The following is a 17,399-nucleotide window of genomic DNA, read 5'->3' as shown; positions in this document are numbered from 1 at the left end:
AGAGGTGCGAAATCCATGGCAGTCAAACAGTTTCTACTTCCGGATCTCGGTGAGGGGCTCACCGAAGCCGACCTGATCGCCTGGAAGGTGAAGGTCGGCGATGAGGTGAAGCTCAACCAGGTGCTCGCCGATGTGGAGACCGCCAAGGCGACGGTCGAGCTGCCGTCGCCGTACGAAGGAACAGTGGTGGCGCTGGAGGCGGCGGAGAACTCGACTCTCGCGGTCGGGTCGCCGCTGATCTCGATCGAGGTCGCCGGTGCCGAACCGGACGAGCCCGCCAACCTGGTCGGCTACGGCCCATCGGAGTCGACGGGCCAGACCCGACGACGGCGGCGCGCGGGCACGGGCTCGGCCGCTCTCGCCCTCGTCGAACCCGAGGCGCCGGTTGCCCCACCGGAACCGGCGCGGGCCGCCGCGAAACCGTCGGTGCGCAAACTGGCCGCCGAACTGGGCGTGGCCCTCGACCTGATCAGCGGCACGGGGATCGGGGGCAGCATCACCCGCCAGGATGTGGAGGCCTATACGCGCAGTCTCACCGCGCGCGCTCCGCAGGCTGAGCCCCCGGTCCCGGCCCCAGTGGGCGGGGAGACGCGGATTCCCATCGCGGGCGTCCGCAAGTACACGGCGGCCGCCATGGTGCGCAGCGCCTTCACGGCGCCCCACGTCACCGAGTTCCTCACGGTCGATATGACCGCGACTATGGAGCTACTGGCCGAGTTGAAGGCGAAGTTCCCCGATCTCAAACTCACGCCCATGACGCTGGTCGCGCGGATGGTGCTGCTGACTCTGCGGTCGCACCCCTCGCTGAATTCCACCTGGGATGAGCAAGCCGGCGAGATCGTCATCAAGCATTACGTGAATCTCGGTGTGGCGGCAGCGACCGAGCGCGGACTGGTGGTCCCGAACGTGAAGAACGCTGGCGGGATGTCGCTGCGTGAACTGGCGATCGCATTCGCGCAGTTGGTGACTACCGCACGCGAGGGAAAGACCGCGCCCGCCGACATGTCCGGCGGAACGTTCACGCTGACCAATATCGGAGTCTTCGGCGTCGATGCGGGTACCCCGATCATCAATCCGGGCGAAGCGGCCATCCTGGCACTGGGCTCGATTGCCAAACGCCCCTGGGTGGTGCACGGAGAACTCGCCGTCCGCGACGTCACCACGCTCGCGCTGTCCTTCGACCACCGACTGGTGGACGGTGAGCAGGGGTCCAAGTTCCTCGCGGATCTGGGTGCGCTGCTTACCGACCCTCGCATGGCACTGGTGGTGTAGCTTCGCTTCTAGCAAACCTCGGGTGGGGATGCTGGGATAGGGGGTGCGGTGATGCGGGCGGCGGCGGTGTTGATCTGCGTGATGGTTGCCTGTGGCGGCTGCTCCCGCGTAGCCGACGGACTCGCCACCCCGCCGCCCGAGCGTGCTGGCCTTTATCCAGAACTGCACGCCATCGGCTGCAAGCTTCCCGGTGGCACACTGCTTACGGGGCGGCAGATTCGCGAGATATCGGAGTTGCCACGGCTAGAGCCGGGGCAGGCAGTGGACGCGATGTTCCGCTCGACCACCGACGCCACCGTGTGCGCGGCTGGCTACTCACTGGCCGAAATCGCTTCCTATGAGAAGCACGAGGCGGCGCGCATCGAGTTGTATGTGGAGGAGAGCGATGTCGCGCGGCTGCATACGGTGGGAAACGCGGTGGTGACCTTCTCCGACGATGCCACGGCTCGACAACAGTTCCAGCGGTTCAACGGTCTGATGGCCAGGTGCGACGCGATCACGAGCGCCACGCATACACAGCGCGATCCCTCCTCATGGAAGCTGAGCATCACCAGTGCCGACACCGCCGACGAGGTGGCGTGGACGCGCAGCGTGGTCGACTCGAGCTGGACCTGTTACATGGCTGCACGACAGCGGGCCAACTTTGTGGCATCGTCGATGTTCTGCACTCACGGTTCGGATAACAAGGCGGGCAACGTGCTGGACCGATTGACGCTAAAACTCTCGGGGACACGGTAATGCGCTGGGCACCAGCCGTTTTACTGACGGCCGCCGCGCTGTTGGCCTCCTGTACGCACGCGGTTGAGGGCGACGCGGCGGCCCCCGCCAGGCCGGAGAAGTTGTATCCGGTGCTGCCGCCCAGGCAGGCCGACCTTGAAGACCGGCTTCTGTCGGCGTCGGATATCCTTGCGGCAGTGGGCCTTCCGGATATCAGGACCATTCCCGCCGTCGAAACTGTGCTCTCGACGGCCAACACGGTCTCCGACTGTGCATACGGATACTCGTTGGCCACGCGGCAGCAGTACCTGAGCTTCGGTGCGGCGCGCATCCAGGCGTATTCCGAGACGGTCGGAAGGGTTCGCCAGCACACCATGGGGTCAGCGCTGATTGTCTTCGAGACCGCTACCTCGGCAAGTCAGCAGTTCGAGCAATTCGCCCAGCGCATGTCCAGATGCGATGGAGTACATGGCGTTACCTCGGTCAACGGCATCGCGGAGAATTGGACGCTCAGCATCGGGCACAGCGGTCAAGACGAGGTGAACTGGACGCGAACCACTGACCGTTCACCGTGGTCCTGCCGTCTGGTGGCGCGCCAGCGCGCGAACTACGTCGCTTCGGTGATGTTCTGCCGACTCGACCCCAACGATGACAAGACCGAGGCGATGTTCACGCTGCTGCTGGACAAGCTCGCCCGCTGATCCACGGCTGCCGCCCCTTGCGCTATCGGCATCGCTTCTTTAATGTATCGATCGCCACATTAGTCAAGGAGGCACCGGATGCTGCAGGACAAGGTCATCGTCGTCACCGGTGGTAGCCGCGGATTGGGCCGGGCGATGGTGCAGGCGTTCGCCGCGCATGGCGCCGATGTGGTGATCGCGAGCCGCAAGATCGACTCCTGTAACGAGCTGGCCGCCCAGGTGGAGGCCGACCACGGTCGCCGTGCCCTCCCGGTGGCCTGCAATGTCAGCTCCTGGGAGCAATGCGACGAGCTGGTCGACACCGTGTACCGGGAGTTCGGGCGGGTGGACGTCCTGGTCAACAACGCCGGACTGTCCCCGCTGTACCCCAGCCTGGACCAGGTCTCGGAAGCATTGTTCGACAAGGTCATTGGGGTCAATCTGAAGGGACCGTTCCGGTTGTCGGCCCTGATCGCCACCAAGATGGCGGCAGGAGCCGGCGGTTCGATCATCAACATCAGCTCGATCGAAGCGGTGCGACCCGACGCCACCGCGTTGCCGTACGCAGCGGCAAAGGCCGGTTTGAATGCCCTGACCCTTGGCCTCTCGCACAGCTTTGGGCCGACCGTACGCACGAACACCATTCAATGCGGACTTTTCAACACAGATATCGCGGCGGCCTGGCCGGAAGGATTCGCCGAGGCGCTCATCCCCAGCATTCCATTGCGACGCGTGGGCGAACCGGAAGACATCGTCGGCGCGGCACTGTATCTCGCAAGCGAAGCATCGGCCTACTGCACGGGAACGACAATTCGACTGGATGGCGGCATCCTGTGACCGAGGCCGGCGCCAAGCCGCGTCGGGGCCGTCCGCCCGCCGCCGACGGTGATGCCGCGGCGACCCGTCGACGGATCATGGATGTGGCAACGGAACTCTTCGCCGAGAAGGGATTTCACGCGACCGGCGTCGCTGAGATCGGCGCTGCGGCCGGTGTACGGGGTGGTGCGCTGTACTACCACATCGGGTCCAAAGAGGAACTCCTCTGGGAGATCCTGCGCAGCTACATCGACGAAATGCTCACCGAGGCCGCCCACATCGCAGGCATGAACACCCCGCCCGCCAAGCGTCTACGCACTCTCATCGGCTCCTACGTCATCCTTATCGTCAAGTACCGCAAACAGGTTGCCATCCAGGTCCGCGATGGTTCCGCGCTGACCGGCGAGCGGGCCGCCGAGTTGCAGGGAATGCGTGACGAGTTACAGCGCTGCTGGCAACGCGTTCTCGACGAGGGCTACGAAGCCGGGGTGTTTCGCACCAGCGATCACCTGATCACCAACGCGATCCTCGGGATGCTGAACATGGTGGCGGTCTGGTACCGCGCCGACGGCAAGAGCCCGGCGCAGATCGCCAAACGCATTGCCGACATGGTGGTGGACGGCGTACATACGGATCGTCCGCACGAACTTCCCACTGAACCCGAACCGACAGGAAGTAACTGACATGGCATGGGATTTCGAGACCGACCCCGAATACCAGGAGCTGCTGGACTGGGCCGAGGAATTCGTCCGCACCGAGGTGGAACCGCTCGACTACGTGTTCCCCAACCCGTACGACAAGTCCGACACCGAGGCCATGGACTACGTGCGACCGCTCAAGGAAGAGGTCAAGCGCCGCGGGCTGTGGGCCTGCCACCTCGGCCCCGAGCTAGGCGGTCCGGGCTTCGGGCAGCTCAAGCTCGCGCTGCTCAACGAGATTCTGGGCCGCTCGGTGTGGGCCCCCTCGATCTTCGGATGCCAGGCCCCCGACACCGGCAATGCCGAGATCCTCGCGCACTACGGCACCGAGGCGCAGAAGGCGAAGTATCTGCAGCCGCTGATGGACGGCGACATCGGGTCCTGTTACGTCATGACAGAGCCGCAGGGCGGGTCCGATCCGACCCTGTTCAAGACAACCGCGGTGCGTGACGGTGATGAGTGGATCCTCAACGGCGAGAAGTGGTTCAACTCCGAGGCGCGGCACGCCGCCTTCTGGATCGTCATGGCCGTCACCAACCCGGATGTCAGCCCGTATCAGGGAATGTCGATGTTCATCGTCGACCCGAACGCGCCCGGGGTGGAGATCGTCAGAAACATCACCGTGCACGGCTTCAGCGAGGACGAGGCCTACACCCGCTTCACCAATGCCCGGATTCCCGCCGAGAACATGCTGGGTGCCGAGGGCGCCGCGTTCGTGATCGCGCAAACCCGCCTCGGCGGTGGTCGCGTGCATCATGCGATGCGGACGGTGGCCCAGGTCCGTAAGGCTTTCGACATGATGTGCGAGCGTGTCATCAGCCGGGAAGCGCGCGGCGGCACCATCGCCAAGTTGCAGATGACGCAGGAGCGCATCGCCGACAGCTGGATCGAGATGGAGTCATTCCGTCTGCTGGTGCTCCGGACCGCCTGGCTGATCGACAAGCACCAGGACTACCTCACGGTGCGCAAGGACATCGCGGCCATCAAGGCCGCCATGCCGAAGGTCATGCATGACGTCGCCCAGCGGGCGCTGCATCTGCACGGCTCGCTCGGAGTCTCCGAAGAGATGCCCTTGGCCAAAATGTTCCTGTACTCGGAGGTGATGGGTCTGGTCGACGGCCCCACCGAGGTGCACAAAGTCACCATCGCCAAGGAAGTCCTCAAGGACTACACCCCGTATGAGGGTCTGTTCCCGCCGAGTCACATCCCGGCATTGACAGAGAAGGCCAGGGCACATGTGGCGGCCCGCCTCGAGCACCGGGTGGGCAACCTGTAATGGCGGCTCCGCAGCATGTCGACCCGAAAAGCGTTGATTTCGATATTGTTTCGCGCTGGATGGATGAGCAGGGACTTCCGGCGGGTGAGGTGGCGGACGTCTCGGCGATCACGGGCGGCACGCAGAACATCATGGTGCGCTTCACCCGGGGCGGCCGCGAGTATGTGTTGCGCCGGCCCCCGAAACATCTGCGTGAGGCCAGTAACAATGTCATCCGCCGAGAGTCGCAATTGCTGGGAGCGCTACGCGGACAGGGAGTTCCCGCGCCTGACCTCATCGCGGCGTGCACCGACGAGACGGTACTGGGCGGTGCCGTCTTCTATCTGATGGAGCCGGTCGACGGATTCAATGCCTCGGTCACCTTGCCGGAACTGCACGCAAGCAATCCGCGGATTCGGCACCAGATGGGGCTGGAGGCGGTCAGCGGTATCGCCGCCCTGGGCGCACTGGACTATCAGGCGCTGGGACTGGACGGGTACGGCAATCCCGAAGGCTTCCTGGAGCGCCAGGTACCGCGCTGGCTCAAGGAGCTCGACTCGTTCGGCAAGCACGAGGGATATCCGGGCCCGGATATCCCGGGCCTGCAATCCGTGGCCGATTGGCTTGAGCAGCATCGGCCGTCGCAGTGGAAGCCGGGAATCATGCATGGTGATTTCCACCTGGCCAACATGATGTTCCGCAACGACGGCCCCCAGCTTGCGGCCATCGTGGACTGGGAGATGTCGACGATCGGTGACCCGCTGCTGGACTTGGGCTGGCTCTTGGCGACGTGGCCCTCGGATGCCGACGATGCTTCACTGGGTGGAGCACTCGTACAGGCCGGAGGTCTGCCCACGCCCGAGGAGCTCGTCGCGCACTACGCGGAACGCACGGACCGTGATCTCAGCGCGATCCACTGGTACACCGTGCTCGCCTGTTTCAAACTGGGCATCATCCTGGAGGGCACACACGCCCGCGCCTTCGCCGGGAAAGCACCGGTGGCGGTGGGTGATTACCTGCATGGCCTCACGTTGCAGCTGTTCCGGCGGGCCGGGGCGATTACCGGGTAACCGGTTCGTCGGACACCGGCGCGCGGCGCCGGGTCACCCGCAGCACCACGAAGGCGAGCAGGATCACCGCCCAGGACAGCAGGCTGGTCCACAGCTGCGAGCGGGTGCCGTCCTGAAAGCCCATGGCAACCAGGATCGCCACGATCGCACCGGCGGTGAGGATCGTCAACACCGGATAACCCCACATCTTGACGATCAATTTCTCCGGGGGTGTGCGGGGCCTGAGTACCAGCTGCGATATCGCAATCATGAAGTACACGAACAGAATTACCGCACCAGAGGAGTTGAGCAGGAACAGGAAGACGGTGTCCTCGGCGACGTATGCCAGCACCACGCAGACGAATCCGATGAATGAGGACGCCAAGATGGCGTGCACCGGAACACCGCGCGAGTTGACGCGCAGCCAGCTGCGGGGTGCCTCGCCCCGCCCTGCCAGGACGAACAGCATGCGGGAGGCGGTGTACATCGCCGAATTGAGACAGGACAGCACGGCGGTGAGCACGACTATCCGCATGATGTTGTCGGCGCGCGGAATTCCCATCGTCTTGAATGCGGTGACGAAGGGCGAGGTGCCCAGAGTCGGGCTATCCCACGGCACGATCACCGCGATGAGGAAGATGGAGCCCACGAAGAAGAGCCCAATTCGGTAGATGACCGAGTTGGTCGCCCTGCTGATGGCCCGCGCGGGGTCCTTGGATTCGGCGGCCGCGATGGTCGCGATTTCCGGGCCGACCATCGAAAACACCACGACCACGATGGCGGAGAAGATCGCACCGGTGCCATTGGGAGCGAACCCGCTCTTGGTGAGGTTGGAGAAGTCCATGTGCCTGCCCGGCCACCAGCCCAGTACGAACATCGTGCCGAGAACGAGAAATGCAATGATGGCAAGGACTTTCACACTGGCGAACCAGTACTCGAACTCGCCATAGGACCGCACCGAGAAGAGGTTGGTGGCGGTCATGGCCACCATGAGGACAAGTGCGATGAGCCACAACGGAAAATGCGGCCACCAATCTTGGACGATCTTGCCACCGGCCACCGCCTCGAACCCGACGACGATCACCCAGAAGTACCAGTAGAGCCAGCCGACCGAGAACCCTGCCCAATCACCGAGGGCACGGCGGCTGTAGTCGGCGAAGGAGCCGGTCGACGGATTCGCCACGGCCATCTCGCCGAGCATGCGCATCACCAGTACGATGAGCACGCCGGTTATGGCATAGGTGAGGAAGGCGGCCGGGCCGGCCGCCTTGATCGTCGCACCGGACCCGACGAACAGACCGGCGCCGATGACACCACCGATCGCGATCATCGTCAGGTGGCGCTTCTGCAACGAATGCTGCAGACCGCCCTCGCCGGACGATTCCGTGGTCGCCATGGATTCTCCTTACAGCCGGGTAGGTCGATGTTGCACCCCGCAATCAGATCGTGCAGCGCGTTGCCAGGAATTTCGGTGGCGTGCGGGAGGTTCCTGGAGGTCATGGCCGGCTTCGGTATCTCTACCTCATCGGCCGACGGATACGTGGCCCCCGACGTGCTTGCCCGCGCTGTCGAAGAGCGCGGCTTCGACTGGCTGCTCTTCGACGATCATTCCTATTTCCCGGTCGACACACCCGATGACATCGATGCGGAGTTTCGGGCCCGGCTCCCGTTGATACGAGATCTGCCGGTGGTGCTCGCCTACGCCGCCACGGCCACCGAGCACCTGGTGGTCGGGTCCGGGGTGGCGCTGCTGCCCCAGCGCGATGTGTTGCACACCGCCAAGGCCTGGGCGACGCTGGCGACGCTGTCAGGTGGCCGCGCCGTGCTGGGAGTGGGCGTCGGGTGGAATCTGGGCGAGCTACGCAACCACGGCGCCGACCCGACGCTGCGCGGTGCGAAACTCGACGAACAGTTGGTCGCCCTGAGACAGCTGTGGACCGAGGAAGTAGCGGAATTCCATGGCGAGCACCTCGATTTCGGGCCCATCGCCGCGAGCCCGCGTCCACGGAGACCTATTCCGGTGTACGTGGGTGGTCCGAGCCGGGCCGCTCAATCACGCGCGGTGCGGTTAGGTGATGGGTGGTTGCCGTACGCGGCGACGTCTACCCCCGAGGATGTGCGGGTGGCGCGCCGCCGGTTCGCCGAGCAGGGACGCGCGGATCTGCCGGTCGGTGTGAGCGGCGTGTCCGGGGAGCGGGCTGCCGCTGCGTATCTGGATGCCGGCGTGGAGCGGGTGCTCCTTCATCTGGATCCGTTGGGCGAGGACGAGACCCTGGCCGCGCTCGACCGGCTGGCCACAGTCGCGAATCGATTGCGGGACAACAAATAACACCGAGGGCACACCTGACGGTGTGCCCTCGGTGGGTAGAACGAAGAACAGGCTCAGCCTTCGATGAACTGCTCCAGCTGGGTACGCGCGATGTCATCGGCGAGCTGCTTCGGCGGGCTCTTCATCAGGTAGGCCGAGGCCGGAAGAATCGGGCCACCGAGTCCGCGGTCGAGCGCGATCTTCGCCGCACGTACCGCGTCGATGATGATGCCGGCAGAGTTGGGGGAGTCCCAGACCTCAAGCTTGTATTCGAGGTTCAGCGGCACGTCGCCGAAGGCGCGACCTTCCAGGCGCACGTAGGCCCACTTGCGGTCATCGAGCCACGCGACGTAGTCGGACGGCCCGATGTGCACGTTCTTGTCGTACACCTTGTCGGCCAGCGAGCCGTTGAGGTTCGAGGTGACGGCCTGGGTCTTGGACACCTTCTTGGACTCCAGCCGCTCACGCTCGAGCATGTTCTTGAAGTCCATGTTGCCGCCGACATTGAGCTGGTAGGTGCGGTCCAGGGTGACACCGCGGTCCTCGAACAGCTTGGCCATCACGCGGTGGGTGATGGTGGCGCCGACCTGACTCTTGATGTCGTCGCCCACGATCGGCACACCGGCATCTTCGAACTTCTTGGCCCACACCGGATCCGAGGCGATGAAGACGGGCAGTGCGTTGACGAACGCCACCTTGGCGTCGATGGCGCACTGGGCGTAGAACTTGTCGGCCTCTTCCGAACCCACCGGAAGGTAGGAGACGAGGACGTCAACGTTGTTGTCTTTCAGCACCTTCACGACGTCGACCGGATCGGTGTCGGAGACCTCGATGGTGTCGGCGTAGTACTTGCCGATGCCGTCCAGGGTCGGTCCGCGCTGCACGATGACATCGGTGGGAGGCACGTCGGCGATCTTGATGGTGTTGTTCTCCGACGCCGAGATCGCCTCGGAGAGGTCGAAGCCGACCTTCTTGGCGTCCACGTCGAACGCGGCGACGAACTTCACGTCGCGCACGTGGTACGGGCCGAACTTGACGTGCATCAGGCCCGGAACATTGGAGTTCTCGTCCGCATCCTGGTAGTACTGCACGCCCTGAACCAGCGAGGATGCGCAGTTGCCGACGCCGACGATGGCGACTCGCACCTCAGATGATGTGTTGGACATGGACGGTTCTCCTTTACCGATGGTCGTGCGCTGTGTCACGTCTAACGCTCCTCGACTCGTGCCTGCGCGGTGCGCTCGGCGGCGATCAAGTCGTTGAGCCACTTCACTTCTCGTTCACTGGATTCCAGGCCAAGCTGGTGCAGCTGCTTGGTGTACCGGTCGAACGAACTGCTTGCCCGGGTGATGGCCTCGCGCAGGCCCTCCCGACGCTCTTCTACCTGACGGCGTCGGCCTTCGAGGATTCGCATCCGGGCCTCGGCCGGGGTGCGGTTGAAGAACGCCAGGTGCACACCGAAGCCGTCGTCGGTGTAATTCTGCGGACCGGTGTCCGCGACCAGCTCGCTGAAGCGTGCGCGACCGGCGGCGGTCATCTGATAGACCCGCTTGCCGCGAAGCAGCACCGTGGTGCCCGCGGGCGCGGAGTCCTCTGCGATCAGCCCGTCGGCCTGCATGCGGCGCAAGGCCGGGTACAGCGAGCCGTAGGAGAAGGCCCGGAATGCTCCGAGCAATCCGGTCAGGCGCTTGCGCAGCTCGTAGCCGTGCATGGGTGACTCAAGCAGCAAGCCAAGGATGGCCAGTTCCAACATGAAGTCACCTCCTCACACCGTGTATGACGCCGGAGCATCTCTCGTGCACCGATCGGGACATAGTATCGCCGCGATATATGCGGGCGCCACACGGGGGAAGATCTAACTCCCGGAGGGGTACATGGTTCGGATGGGGGTGCCGTCCGGATTCACGTAGATCGACCCGTTCTGGAACTCGCCGCTGATCGAAATGTCGATCTGAACGGTGTCCGGCGGTGCGGTCTTGTCCTCGCTCGGCTTGATGAACAGGTACGTGTTCTTGACCTCGCTCTGTTTGATGCCGAGGGTTTCGGGTGCGCCGCGCATGATGCCGATGATGGTCTTGAGGTCGAACTTGGCGAGATCAACCGTGCGGTCGGCGTGGCTGCCCGATGAGTCGTCGGGATGGTCCCATCCGCCCCGATAGGTGTAACGCAGGGTGCGGCGAGGTTCACGGGGATCGGGGCGGGTCAAGATCGCGTAGTCCCCGAAGATGTTCAGCTCGTACCCGGCGGTGTCACCGAATTTTTGGCGCATCTGCTCAAAGAGACCTGTCAGGCCGCCGAGCGACATCAGTTGGCGTGGGGGCGTCATCACAATGGGCGCCACACCGTCGGGCTTGGCACCGGGGTCGGCGGTGAAGTCCATCGGAGAGCTGGTGTTTCCGTAGGCGCCCCAACCGATGAGCACACCGACGAGGACAAGGGCGGCGGCCACACCGGCGGGCGCGTACCACCGTCGCCACCAGGGGCGCTGCGGACCCTTCAGTACGGGCATGTGGGCGGCCGCTTTGGCGTTCTGCAGATCCGAGACCAGCGAGCTGAGCTGTCCCAGCGTTGAGGCGGTGGTGGCCGAGGCAACGCGTTCGCGGTGCTCCTCCATCGACAGCTGCCCGTCGCTCAGTGCGTCGTCGAGCAGCTTGCAGGTGTCGTTGCGGTCGCTGTCCTTGGCCCGGGTGCCTGTCGCCATGCGAGGAATCGTAGAGCGATCGTGATGGTCAGGATGCGGGCACGACCTCTTTGGGCTCGCCGTTACCCGCGACGACCATCCGCCCGGTGCGGTCTCGCTCCGAGACGGTAATGGTGATGTCGACGCCCTCGTCATTGGGCTTGATCACCATGACGGTCCCGCCATCGCCGGCGGCGGGCACATTCAGGGTTTCGGGTGCTCCGCGAAGAACCCCGATGATCTTGGCCGGATCGAATCGGCTCAGGTCTCCGATCCGAACATTGCGCCAGGTACCGGGCATCGCGCCGCCGTCACGGAACCCGCCCTGATACGGGTACGTGATGGGCAGGTTCGGATCCGCGGATTCGATGCGGACCAGCGCCGCGTTGTTGGAGCGGACGGTCAGTTCGATGCCGACGGTGTCGCCGAACTTGGCGCGCATCTGGTCCAGCAGGCCGGACAGTCCCGGGACGGAGAACAACTTCGTCGGGGCGATCACGACGGGAGCGATGCCGTCGGCCGCCGCGCCCGGGTCAGGTGGCACCGGCCGTGTGACATAGGCACCCACCCCGGCCCCGAGGGCGGCAGCGACGACGGCGGTCACGACGATCGCCGGCCAGCGGCGCCGCTGCGGCTGGGGGATGGGTATCTGGGTTGGCAGGGTGGCGATCTGCAGATCGGAGACCACGCTGTTGAGCTCGCCGAGAGTCTGTGCACTGGTGGCGATGGCGATCCGCTGGCGGTGCTCCTCCGATGAGAGCTGGCCATCGCCGAAGGCGGCGTCGAGCGCCTTGCACGTGACGTCTCGGTCGGAATCCTTGGCACGGGTCGCCATGCGAGGAATCGTAGAGCGGCCCGGGCCCGCAGCACCCAGGTGCGTCAGCCCCAGTACGCGAACTCGCAGACCGGGTTCGGCTCGCTCTTGAACGACACCAGCATGTCGCCCATGGTGATCGTGCAGCCGGTAGCGCCGGTCCCGTTGGCCCGGACTTCGGAGTTCGCTTCCTCGACGACGTCGATGGTGTGCTCCCAGGGCAGCGCGACATCCTTTTCGATGTGGGCCGTGCCGTCGTTCTCTTTCCAGGTGACGGTCGCCGTCCCGCCACCGATCACCTTCAGGACCGCCGTTCCGACGACCTTTCCGGTGCCCTTCACCCCAACCGGTGGGGAGGCGGTCGCCACGGGATTGTCGATGGCGACGGGTGCGATGACGGCCAAGACCGCAAAGCCGCCGAGCACCGGTGATAGTCGACGAAATGTCATATGTCCCCCTCTTCCCGACAGCCGTCCCATCGTAACGAGCGGAACGCGGGCAGAGATCGGCTTCGCAAAGTACGTGCTGTCTGTGTGGCCCGGGCTTGGCCAGCGCGTAATCGGACGTACTCTGGTTACCGTGCGATTGCAGAGACAGGTGGTGGATTACGCGCTCAAGCGGCGATCCCTGCTGGCTGAGGTCTATTCCGGGCGTACCGGCGTGGCCGAAGTCTGCGACGCGAACCCATATCTGCTCCGTGCGGCCAAGTTCCACGGCAAATCGAGTGCGGTGGTGTGCCCGATCTGTCGCAAGGAGCAACTGACGCTGGTGTCGTGGGTTTTCGGCGAGCATCTGGGAGCGGTATCCGGCTCGGCCCGTACGGCCGAGGAACTGGTGCTGCTGGCCACTCGGTACTCAGAGTTCGCCGTGCACGTTGTCGAGGTATGCCGGACCTGCAGTTGGAATCATTTGGTGAAGTCGTATGTCATGGGCGCCCTCCCGGCGCCGAAGGGGACCACCCCACGTCAGCGAACAACTCGTGCCCGGACGGCCAGTGAATAGGCCACAGGGTGAGGGTGGCGTGGTTGGCGGACAGAATCCGGTAGCTTCCGGCGGCTCGGATTCACCGCGCACCCCCAGCATGGACGATCGGCCGACGTCGATCCTCGACCCCGTCGAGGATCTGCCGCTGTACCGGCGCGATGAGGACGCTGTGGCTGCGGCGCGCGCTGCGCTGGAGCGTGATGGCGAGGGCAACGGACATGAGCCACCGCCCCCATCCGGCAGGCCGGGTGGTTCGTCGCGTCCGCCGCAGCGTCGCCGTAGACGAAAGAGCAACAGCTGGAAAGTCTTCCGTCGCGTGATGATCGCCCTGGTGCTGTTGGCCATCGTCATACCGCTGGCGACGTTCGCACTGGCGTATTCGGTGGTCGACATCCCGAAGCCGGGCGATATCCGTACCAGCCAGGTGTCCACCATCTTGGCCAGCGACGGCACCACCGAACTCGCGAAAGTTGTTCCACCGGACGGAAACCGGGTCGACATCAAGATCGACCAGGTGCCCCAGCACGTGCGTGCGGCGGTGATGGCCGCCGAGGATCGCGATTTCTACGGCAACCCGGGCTTCTCCTTCTCGGGTCTGCTGCGCGCGGTCAAGAACAACATGTTCGGCGGCGATACCCAGGGTGGTTCCACGATCACCCAGCAGTACGTGAAGAACGCGATGGTGGGTGCGCAGCGCGCCGGCCTCGGCGGTCTGACCCGTAAGGCCAAGGAGATCGTCATCTCCACCAAGATGTCGCAGTCCTGGTCTAAGGATCAGGTGCTGGAGGCCTACCTCAACATCATCTATTTCGGACGTGGCGCCTACGGCATCTCGGCGGCGTCGAAGGCCTACTTCGACAAGCCCGTCGAACAGCTCACGGTCTCCGAGGGCGCGTTGTTGGCCGCACTGATCCAACGGCCGTCACGCCTGGACCCCGCGGTGGATCTGCCGGAGTCGACGAACCGGTGGAACTGGGTGCTCGACGGCATGGTCACCATCGGCGCACTGTCCGCGCAGGATCGTGCCGGGCAGGTGTACCCCGCGACGGTGCCGCCCGAGCAGGCCGCTGCCCAGAACGCGACCACCGGTCCCAATGGACTTATCAAGCGTCAGGTGATGGCGGAGCTCACCGATCTGTTCAACATCGACGAGCAGACGTTGAACACCGAGGGCCTGCAGATCACGACGACCATCGACACCAAGGCGCAGCAGGCTGCCGAGAACGCGGTCAACAGCACCTTGCAGGGCGAGAACGCGGACCTGCGAACGGCGGTGGTGTCCGTGGACCCGCGCACGGGTGCGGTCAAGGCGTACTACGGCGGGTCCAACGCGCAGGGCCTGGACTATGCGCAGCAGGGTCTGCAGACCGGTTCGTCGTTCAAGGTGTTCGCCTTGGTCGCGGCGCTGCAGCAGGGAATCGGACTGGGCTACCAGCTGGACAGCTCGGAGCTGACCTATCAGGGCATCACCATCAAGAACAGCGAAGACGCTTCGTGCGGAACGTGTTCGGTGGCCGAGGCGCTCAAGCGCTCGCTGAACACCAGCTTCTACCGGCTCATGCTGAAGCTGAAGAACGGGCCCGACGATGTGGCTACCGCCGCGCATGCCGCCGGTATCGCCGAGAACTTCCCCGGTGTCTCGCACACCTTGTCCGAGGACGGTCAGGGCGGTCCGCCGAATAACGGTGTGGTGCTGGGCCAGTACCAGACCCGGGTGATCGATATGGCCTCGGCGTACGCGACCTTGGCGGCGTCGGGGACCTACCGCAAGCCGCATTTCATCCAGAAGGTTGTGAACGCGGACGGCCAGGTGCTTTTCGACGCGGGTTCCTCCGACAACACAGGCGAGAAGCGATTCTCTGATGATGTTGCGAACAACGCGATCTCGGCGATGAAACCGATCGCTGCCTACTCCCGTGGGCATGGCCTGGCCGGCGGACGAGAGTCGGCCGCCAAGACCGGTACCGCGCAGCTGGGCGACACCAAGGACAACAAGGACGCCTGGATGGTCGGCTTCACCCCGTCGCTCTCGACCGCGGTGTGGGTGGGAACCGACGATGGCAAGCCGATCAGAAACAGTTGGGGTGGACCGATCTACGGCTCCGGCCTGCCGTCGGACATCTGGCAGAAGACCATGAATGGCGCGTTGGACGGCTCCACCAAGGAGACCTTCCCCAAGCCGGGCGCCATCGGTGGTTACGCCGGCGTGCCGGTCTACGTGCCTCCGCCTCCCGCTCCGAACGGTCCGCCGGCGCCCGCGCCGGGCGGTGGCGGCGAGGTGACGGTCATCCAGCCGACCATCGAGATCGCGCCGGGTATCACCATTCCGGTGGGACCGCCGACGACGATTCCGGTGGGCCCGGCGGCGCCACCGGCGGGTGACGCGCCGCCACCTCCGGGGCAGTAGGCAGGTGCCGGCCGAATCCCGTGCGACGGTGTCTCCCGAGAAGCTCGCCGATGACCTGCGCAGTGCCGATGATCGCAACTTCCCCAGTCACACCGATGCGATGGGTGCCGAGCTATCCGAGGTGATCGGTGGGCCGTTGGGCAGGCACGCGCTGGTCGGGCGCCAGCCGTTCTGGACACCGCTGCGGGTGGTGTTCATCATCGCGCTGGGATTCCTCATCCTGGGGTGGACCAGTAAGGCGCCCTGCCTGCAGCAGAGTGGTTCCGGCAACGGTGCTCAGCGCGTGGCCAATTGGGACAACAACCGGGCCTACTACCAGTTGTGCTACTCGGACACGGTGCCGCTCTACGGCGCGGAGCTGTTGAATCAGGGGCGTTTCCCGTACAAGTCCAGCTGGCTGGAGACCGACTCGGGCGGGCGCCAGAAGATTCAGTACGACGGCACTCCGGCGGTCCGGTACATGGAGTACCCGGTGGTGACCGGGGTGTATCAATACACCGCGATGGCGCTGGCCAAGACGTACACCCAGGCCAGCGATCTGCTGGGGCTGCCGATCGTCGCCGAAGTGGTGATGTTCTTCAACATCGTGGCTTTCGGATTGGCGCTCGCGTGGTTGGTGACCATCTGGGCCAGTGCGGGATTGAGCCCGCACACACGCCCGTGGGATGTGGTGATAATCGCCGCGTCCCCGATCGTGATCTTCCAGATATTCACGAATTTTGATTCTCTTGCAACGGCTTTCAGCATGACGGCACTGTGGGCGTGGGCTCGTCGCAAACCGTGGCTGGCGGGTGTGCTGATGGGGCTGGGTGTGGCCGCCAAGCTCTATCCGGTGCTGCTGCTGTTTCCGCTGCTGTTGGTGAGTCTGCGCGGCGGCAAGATGCACGAGTTCTCCAAGACGGCCGCGGCCGCACTGGCAAGCTGGGTCGTGGTGAACGCGCCGGTGGCGATGCTCTTCCCGCGCGGATGGGGGGAGTTCTTCCGGCTCAATACCCGTCGCGGCGACGACATGGACTCGCTGTACAACGTCGTCAAGTCCTTCACGGGATGGCGGGGCTTCGACGGCCCGCTGGGTTTCTGGGAGCCCCCGGTCGTGCTCAACGCGGTATCGGCCGTTCTGTTCGGGATCTGCTGCCTGGGCATCGGATACGTGGCACTGGCGGCTCCGCGACGCCCGCGTGTGGCGCAGTTGGCCTTCCTGGTGGTGGCGGTGTTCCTGCTGACCAACAAGGTCTGGAGTCCGCAGTTCTCGCTGTGGCTGGTGCCACTTGCCGTGGTGGCCTTGCCGCATCGCCGAATCCTGTTGGCGTGGATGACCGTCGACGCGTTGGTGTGGGTTCCGCGGATGTATTACCTGCTGGGTATGGAGAACAAGGGGTTGCCCGAGCAGTGGTTCACCGGCACGGTGCTGGTGCGCGATATCGCGGTGATCGGGTTGTGCGCGTTGGTGCTGCGCCAGATCTATCACCCCAGCGAGGACCTGGTGCGCGCACATAGTGATGACACGGACGATCCGGCGGGCGGGCCGTGCGATGGGGTTGCCGACAATCCTCCGGCCTGGCTGCCGTCGTGGCTGCACGCGCGTAGACCCGCACCCCATATCGCCCGAGCATCTGTCTGATTTCGCCGGTCAGGGGGCTGTGAGGTAACCTTGGCCGGTTGCCGACGCAGGCGACTCTCCTGCCACGGATTGGCCGTGGCCGCACTAGACCACAGGAG

17 protein-coding genes are annotated in these 17,399 nt (G+C 64.8%); 11 read left to right on the top strand and 6 right to left on the bottom strand.

The annotated features are described in order from the left end of the window. Window positions 1-15 precede the first annotated feature (15 nt). The 7 genes from MSTE_RS24620 (at window position 16) to MSTE_RS24590 (ending at window position 6,508) form a co-directional block, all read left to right on the top strand. Window positions 16-1,272, top strand: coding sequence for a dihydrolipoamide acetyltransferase family protein (locus MSTE_RS24620; protein ID WP_096505172.1), 1,257 nt, complete (start codon window positions 16-18; stop codon window positions 1,270-1,272). A 51-nt stretch (window positions 1,273-1,323) separates the two neighbouring features. Beyond that, the gene (locus tag MSTE_RS24615) at window positions 1,324-2,010 is read left to right on the top strand and encodes a sensor domain-containing protein (protein WP_096505170.1); all 687 of its coding nucleotides are present in this window, start codon (window positions 1,324-1,326) and stop codon (window positions 2,008-2,010) included. Continuing rightward, window positions 2,010-2,690 (top strand): sensor domain-containing protein, encoded by a 681-nt coding sequence (locus tag MSTE_RS24610; RefSeq protein ID WP_096505168.1) that lies wholly within the window; start codon window positions 2,010-2,012, stop codon window positions 2,688-2,690. Before MSTE_RS24615 ends, MSTE_RS24610 begins: the two co-directional genes overlap by 1 nt. A 78-nt stretch (window positions 2,691-2,768) precedes the next feature. Further along, window positions 2,769-3,506 (top strand): SDR family NAD(P)-dependent oxidoreductase, encoded by a 738-nt coding sequence (locus tag MSTE_RS24605; protein WP_096505166.1) that lies wholly within the window; start codon window positions 2,769-2,771, stop codon window positions 3,504-3,506. Further along, window positions 3,503-4,168, top strand: a complete 666-nt coding sequence (locus tag MSTE_RS24600) for a TetR/AcrR family transcriptional regulator (protein ID WP_096505164.1) — start codon at window positions 3,503-3,505, stop codon at window positions 4,166-4,168. The genes MSTE_RS24605 and MSTE_RS24600 overlap by 4 nt, the downstream gene beginning before the upstream one ends. Before the next feature lies 1 nt (window position 4,169). Next, window positions 4,170-5,459, top strand: coding sequence for an acyl-CoA dehydrogenase family protein (locus MSTE_RS24595; RefSeq protein ID WP_096505162.1), 1,290 nt, complete (start codon window positions 4,170-4,172; stop codon window positions 5,457-5,459). Continuing rightward, window positions 5,459-6,508: a phosphotransferase family protein gene (locus tag MSTE_RS24590; RefSeq protein ID WP_096505160.1), complete on the top strand. Its 1,050-nt coding sequence runs from the start codon at window positions 5,459-5,461 to the stop codon at window positions 6,506-6,508. The genes MSTE_RS24595 and MSTE_RS24590 overlap by 1 nt, the downstream gene beginning before the upstream one ends. Here MSTE_RS24590 and MSTE_RS24585 read toward each other — a convergent pair. Next, window positions 6,498-7,883, bottom strand: a complete 1,386-nt coding sequence (locus MSTE_RS24585) for an amino acid permease (RefSeq protein ID WP_096505158.1) — start codon at window positions 7,881-7,883, stop codon at window positions 6,498-6,500. The two genes, MSTE_RS24590 and MSTE_RS24585, sit on opposite strands and share 11 nt — an antisense overlap. 102 nt (window positions 7,884-7,985) lie before the next feature. Between MSTE_RS24585 and MSTE_RS24580 the strand changes: the two genes are divergently transcribed. Then, entirely contained in the window at window positions 7,986-8,816 is an 831-nt protein-coding gene (locus MSTE_RS24580; protein WP_096505156.1) for an LLM class F420-dependent oxidoreductase, read from the top strand. Between the two features lie 53 nt (window positions 8,817-8,869). Here MSTE_RS24580 and MSTE_RS24575 read toward each other — a convergent pair whose 3' ends face one another. The 5 genes from MSTE_RS24575 to MSTE_RS24555 all read right to left on the bottom strand — a co-directional run bounded on the left by MSTE_RS24575 (window position 8,870) and on the right by MSTE_RS24555 (window position 12,738). Next, entirely contained in the window at window positions 8,870-9,961 is a 1,092-nt protein-coding gene (locus MSTE_RS24575) for an inositol-3-phosphate synthase (RefSeq protein WP_070923948.1), read from the bottom strand. Window positions 9,962-10,002: 41 nt separating this feature from the next. Next, window positions 10,003-10,548, bottom strand: a complete 546-nt coding sequence (locus tag MSTE_RS24570; protein ID WP_030097647.1) for a PadR family transcriptional regulator — start codon at window positions 10,546-10,548, stop codon at window positions 10,003-10,005. A 102-nt stretch (window positions 10,549-10,650) separates the two neighbouring features. Beyond that, window positions 10,651-11,496 carry a DUF1707 SHOCT-like domain-containing protein gene (locus tag MSTE_RS24565; protein WP_096505154.1) on the bottom strand — a complete coding sequence of 282 codons (846 nt, stop codon included), beginning with the start codon at window positions 11,494-11,496 and terminating at the stop codon, window positions 10,651-10,653. Window positions 11,497-11,524: 28 nt separating this feature from the next. Then, complete coding sequence (locus tag MSTE_RS24560) at window positions 11,525-12,310, bottom strand: DUF1707 SHOCT-like domain-containing protein (RefSeq protein ID WP_096505152.1); 786 nt, start codon at window positions 12,308-12,310, stop codon at window positions 11,525-11,527. 44 nt (window positions 12,311-12,354) lie between these two features. Next, window positions 12,355-12,738 carry a hypothetical protein gene (locus MSTE_RS24555; protein WP_096505150.1) on the bottom strand — a complete coding sequence of 128 codons (384 nt, stop codon included), beginning with the start codon at window positions 12,736-12,738 and terminating at the stop codon, window positions 12,355-12,357. A 130-nt stretch (window positions 12,739-12,868) separates the two neighbouring features. On the opposite strand from MSTE_RS24555, the gene MSTE_RS24550 reads away from it, so the two are divergent. Genes MSTE_RS24550 through MSTE_RS24540 form a run of 3 tightly spaced genes read left to right on the top strand, consistent with a single transcriptional unit; the run spans window position 12,869 to window position 17,301 of the window. After that, window positions 12,869-13,291, top strand: a complete 423-nt coding sequence (locus tag MSTE_RS24550) for a DUF5318 family protein (RefSeq protein WP_046256144.1) — start codon at window positions 12,869-12,871, stop codon at window positions 13,289-13,291. Between the two features lie 19 nt (window positions 13,292-13,310). Then, window positions 13,311-15,680: a transglycosylase domain-containing protein gene (locus MSTE_RS24545; RefSeq protein WP_096505148.1), complete on the top strand. Its 2,370-nt coding sequence runs from the start codon at window positions 13,311-13,313 to the stop codon at window positions 15,678-15,680. A gap of 28 nt (window positions 15,681-15,708) precedes the next feature. Further along, window positions 15,709-17,301 carry a glycosyltransferase family 87 protein gene (locus tag MSTE_RS24540; protein ID WP_162291737.1) on the top strand — a complete coding sequence of 531 codons (1,593 nt, stop codon included), beginning with the start codon at window positions 15,709-15,711 and terminating at the stop codon, window positions 17,299-17,301. Window positions 17,302-17,399 lie beyond the last annotated feature (98 nt).

Source organism: [Mycobacterium] stephanolepidis (genome assembly GCF_002356335.1).
Lineage (GTDB): Bacteria > Actinomycetota > Actinomycetes > Mycobacteriales > Mycobacteriaceae > Mycobacterium > Mycobacterium stephanolepidis.
Note: the sequence above shows the minus strand (reverse complement) of the source record. Positions and strands in the feature narration are given on the sequence as shown.